Origin of the sequence: Thiolapillus sp. (assembly GCF_048562965.1) — a bacterium.
GTDB classification, from domain to species: Bacteria; Pseudomonadota; Gammaproteobacteria; order Chromatiales; family Chromatiaceae; genus Thiolapillus; species Thiolapillus brandeum_A.
In genome coordinates, this window is record NZ_JBHNMF010000244.1 from 1 (window position 1) to 4,899 (window position 4,899).

General features: G+C 59.8%; 3 protein-coding genes. 1 reads left to right on the plus strand and 2 read right to left on the minus strand.

Translation table 11 applies throughout. From position 1 onward, the window contains the following. Positions 1-169 precede the first annotated feature (169 nt). Positions 170-3,646 carry a transcription-repair coupling factor gene (gene mfd, locus ACOCD2_RS12295; protein WP_293648067.1) on the minus strand — a complete coding sequence of 1,159 codons (3,477 nt, stop codon included), beginning with the start codon at positions 3,644-3,646 and terminating at the stop codon, positions 170-172. Between the two features lie 120 nt (positions 3,647-3,766). Between mfd and ACOCD2_RS12300 the strand changes: the two genes are divergently transcribed. Continuing rightward, positions 3,767-4,552 carry a hypothetical protein gene (locus ACOCD2_RS12300; protein WP_293648065.1) on the plus strand — a complete coding sequence of 262 codons (786 nt, stop codon included), beginning with the start codon at positions 3,767-3,769 and terminating at the stop codon, positions 4,550-4,552. A 42-nt stretch (positions 4,553-4,594) separates the two neighbouring features. Here ACOCD2_RS12300 and ACOCD2_RS12305 read toward each other — a convergent pair whose 3' ends face one another. Next, positions 4,595-4,768 carry a hypothetical protein gene (locus ACOCD2_RS12305; RefSeq protein ID WP_293648063.1) on the minus strand — a complete coding sequence of 58 codons (174 nt, stop codon included), beginning with the start codon at positions 4,766-4,768 and terminating at the stop codon, positions 4,595-4,597. Between the last annotated feature and the right edge of the window lie 131 nt (positions 4,769-4,899).

The following is a 4,899-nucleotide window of genomic DNA, read 5'->3' on the forward strand; positions in this document are numbered from 1 at the left end:
TTCGAAGGGGGTGCAGGTACTTTCAGGAAATAATCATGAATTATCCTTTCAAAACAATATGTTGCATTATATCCTCGCCCTGCCATTTATGCAATTTGGAATATGACAAAGTAGAATTAATAATCAATTGCTTATCGCCCTCGGTGGTGGTAGCGCCGTATAGTTACCGCTACTGTAACATCCGCAGCAGTTCGCGCACCTTTTCCACCCGCTGTTGCGGGTCTTCGAGGTCGGCGAAGAAACGCAGTTTGTCACTTCCGTCCAGCTTGAACTGTTGTGGCCGGGTCTGGATGAGGTGGATGATTCGCGCCGGATCGATGGCGGGCTGTTCCTCGAAATGAATCTTGCCCCCCTGGGGGCCGGCTTCGATCTTGCGTATGCCCAGGGGCTGCACGTCCAGCTTGAGTTCGGTGATGTCGAACAGATTTTTAGCCTGCTCGGGCAGCAGGCCGAAACGGTCGATCATCTCCACCCGCAGCTCCCGCAGTTCGTCGGCGCTGGCGGCGGAGGCGATGCGCTTGTACTGGATGAGGCGGATATGGACGTCCGGCAAATAGTCCTCGGGCAGCAGGGCAGGCAGGTTGAGATCGATTTCCGTGCCATGATCCAGGGGGCGGTCCAGCTCCGGCTGCCTGCCTTCGCGGATGGCGCGCACGGCCCGTTCCAGCATCTGGGTGTAGAGGGTGAAGCCCACTTCGTGGATCTGGCCGCTCTGGTCTTCACCCAGCAGTTCGCCGGCGCCGCGGATCTCCAGGTCATGGGTGGCCAGGGTGAAGCCAGCGCCCAGGTCTTCCAGGGCTTCCAGGGCCTGCAGGCGCTTCACCGCGTCCCGGGTCATGGCCTTGGGGGGCGGGGTGATGAGATAGGCGTAGGCCCGGTGATGGGAGCGGCCCACCCGTCCCCGCAGCTGGTGCAGCTGGGCCAGGCCCAGCTTGTCGGCGCGGTTGATGATGATGGTGTTGGCCGTGGGCACATCGATGCCGCTCTCGATGATGGTGGTGGCCACCAGGATGTTGAAACGCTGGTGGTAGAAGTCGCGCATGATACGTTCCAGTTCGCGCTCGCGCATCTGCCCGTGGGCGAAATCCACCCGCGCGCCGGGCACCAGTTTCTCCACATCCGCCACCATGCGCTCGATGCTGGCCACGTCGTTGTGCAGGACATAGACTTGGCCGCCGCGCTGCAGCTCCCGCTGGCAGGCCTCGCTGATGACCACGTCGTTCCATTGCTGGACGAAGGTCTTGATGGGCTGGCGCCGGGTCGGGGGTGTGGCGATGACGGACAGGTCGCGCATGCCGGACATGGCCATGTTCAGGGTGCGGGGAATGGGGGTGGCGGTGAGGGTGAGGATGTCCACCTCGGCGCGCAGGGCCTTGAGGCGCTCCTTGTGACGCACGCCGAAGCGGTGCTCCTCGTCGATGATGACCAGCCCCAGGTCCTTGAACCTGATGCCCTGGCTGAGAATCTTGTGGGTGCCGACCACGATGTCCAGGGTGCCGTTCTCCAGGCCCTCAAGGGTGGCATTGACCTCTTTGGTGGAGTTGAAGCGGGACAGAGATGCGATCTTGACCGGCCAGTCGGCAAAACGGTCGGCAAAGTTCTCGTAGTGCTGCTGGGCCAGGAGGGTGGTGGGCACCAGCACCGCCACCTGCTTGCCCCCCTGGGTGGCCATGAAGGCGGCGTGCATGGCCACCTCGGTCTTGCCAAAACCCACGTCGCCGCAGACCACACGGTCCATGGGGCGGGGTGAAATCATGTCGGTAATCACTTCTTCGATGGCGCGTTCCTGGTCCGGGGTCTCCTCGAATTCAAACTCTGAGGCGAACTGACTGTATTCTTCGCCGGGAGGAGGGAAGGCAAAGCCCTGACGGGCTTCCCGGCGGGCGTAGATGTCCAGGAGCTCAGCGGCGGCATCGCGCACTTTCTGCGCCGCTTTCTTGCGGGCCTTTTCCCACTGGTTGCTGCCTAGGCGGTGCAGTGGGGCGTTCTCTTCCGTGGCGCCGGTGTAGCGGCTGATGAGATGCAGGGAAGAGACGGGGACGTAGAGCTTATCTTTGCGGGCATATTCCAGGGTGAGGAATTCCATGGACAGCCCGCCGACGTCCAGGTGTTGCAGTCCCAGGTAGCGGCCTACGCCGTGATCCTCGTGCACCACGGGCGAGCCGATCTGCAGTTCCGCGAGGTTGCGCACCACCTGGTCGGCGTCCGGGCCGGTCTTGCGCCGCTTGCGGGTCTGGCGTACCCGCTCGCCGAGCAGCAGGGTTTCCGGGATGATGGCCAGGGGAGGTTGCCCAAGTTCGAGACCTTCTTCCAGCGGCGCGACGGTGATGGCCAGGGGTGTTTCCGATGCAAGAAAAGCCTGAAAATCATCGACGGCTCTGGGGGCCAGGCAGAAACCCTTCAATGTGTCCAGCAGATGTTCGCGCCGTCCGGCACTTTCGGCGGTGAACAGTACAGGCCTGCTGCCACTGACCAGATAATCCTGCAGCAGCCCGGCGGGGTTTGCCGCCCTGGCCTGTATGGCGAGGGAAGGGAGCGGGTGGACATCAAAATTGTAGTGACGGGCAAAGCCCTTGCGTCTTTCATCCACATGGCCGTTATGCCAGTGTATGCCGGCATACTGTTTGAGCCGGTGCACCAGTTCATCCGCATTCAGGTAGAGGCGAGAAGGCGGCAGCAGTGGCCGTTCGATATCGTGGCGGCGCTGTTCGTAACGCTTCTCCACCTGCTGATGAAAATGTGCGGCTTCACTCGGAATGTCCTGCGGTTGTATGACCAGGCAGTCTTCCTGCAGGTAGTCGAACAGGGTGGCGGTCTGTTCGTAGAAGAGGGGCAGGTAGTATTCCAGGCCACCAGGCAGATTGCCTTCGCTGACCTCGCGGTAGATGAGGCTGGCCTGGGGATCGCCTTCGAACTGATTGCGGTACTGCCGGCGGAAGCGCCTGATGGCGTCCTCGTCCACGGGGAATTCCCGGGCAGGCAGCAGGCGGATGCTGTTTACCTTGTCTGAAGATCGCTGCGTTTCCGGATCGAAAAGCCGGATGCTGTCGATCTCGTCATCGAACAGGTCGATGCGGTAGGGCCGCGCCGCACCCATGGGAAACAGATCCAGCAGGGAGCCGCGTACCGCAAACTCGCCGTGTTCCATGACCTGGGAAACGCAGTGGTAGCCTGCGCGCTCCAGCCTGCGGCGAAAGGCGTCGATTTCGAGTGTTCCGCCAGTATCCAGTACCAGGCTGTGTACATCGAGGTAGTCCGGCGGGAGTATGCGCTGCTGCAGCGTGGCGACAGGGACGATAAGAATGCCTTTGCTCGCGGACTGCAGCCGGTGCAGGGTCAGCAGGCGTTGGGAGACCAGTTCCGGCAGAGGGGAAAAGACATCATAGGGCAGGGTTTCCCAGTCGGGAAAATGCAGAATGGGAAGCTGCCGGTCATTGACGAAGAACCCCAGTTGCTGTTCCAGACGTGTCGCTTCCTGCATATCCCTGGCAACGACAACGGTCAGCCCCGGCCATTGTTCCGCCGTCCTGGCGACAGCCAGTTCGCTCACCGCACCACTGCAGCGCCCCCACTGCAGGCGCTCGCCCGGTTTTGCGGGCAGAGGGGGCGCGAGGGCAGATACGCTTTGTTCAGCAGGAGGATTCATGGGGCGCGTATTGTCGCATACCCCCCGGCAGGTTGGTATATGGAAGCGCAGTGCTGTTCAGGCTTTGTTCAGGCGGATTTGTATAGCCTGTAGCTACAGACTGACCAATGGAGAGCCATTATGCCTGTATACAAATCAATACTGATTGCAACGATCCTGTTGCTGGGATTATCCGTCCAGGCGGAGGCTGGCAACTACTACGATGACGTTGAGATCGACGTTATTTCAGACAGCCGCGGGGAGCTGCACCAGTATCCCGCAAATTCCGGCAGCAAGAAACGCCGCGCCTATATCGCGGTGCGGGACGGTGAACGCTACAGCATCCGTGTTCAGAACCGCACCGGCGAACGTATCGGCGTGGTGATTGCCGTGGATGGCCGGAATATCATCAGCGGCGCCAAATCCCATCTCAAGCGTGGGGAGGCAAAATACGTGCTGGGGCCCTGGGAAACCGCAGAATACGACGGCTGGCGTACCAGCCGTAACCGGGTGCACCGTTTTTACTTCACCGATATCGGGGATTCCTATGCCGATGCATGGGGTGATCACAGCGCCATGGGAGTCATTGCAGCGGCGGTGTTCAGGGAGAAGAAACCCAGGCATCAGGGCTATGCCATACAGAAAAAGCGCGAGAGTAGCGAGGCTGCGGACCGGGATTCTGCCGGAACAGGATTTGGTGAAAGCGCGTGGTCACCCAGTCACAAGGTGAGGTTCAAGGCCCGCAAGAAACCCATGTTCAGGAAGTTCATCAAGTACGAATGGCGCAGAACCCTGTGCCGCAAAGGCATCATTCCCCGTTGCCGGGATTACTATGATGATGAACCGGGTAATCGTTTCTGGCCCCCTGATGATTGGGATGACGAGTATGCGCCTTATCCCTGGAGCCTGAGGAGGCACCACCAGTAACCTGGCGGCCAATGATGCCCAACGGCGTCATTGGCTTCATTCTCACGGATCGGATTTAACCATCCAGATCAGGGCCGCTGTTCCGCCAATCACCAGCAGAAAGGTCATCAGGGAACTGCCCAGTGCGTGTCCCTGGTTGACCAGGGCGGATACAGCTCCGTAGAACAGCATCAGAGCTGCAAAAATAGCACCGATAATCAGTAAGGTTTTTTTCATATTACAATCTAGCTAGTGTAGTGTTGCATTTTGCTTGGAACTTAACCGGCGATTAGCACGAACAACTTTAGCCAAGATATCCTTAGCCTTGGCTGTCCAGATGAATGGCTTGGGTTTTTGGTTGTGTATGG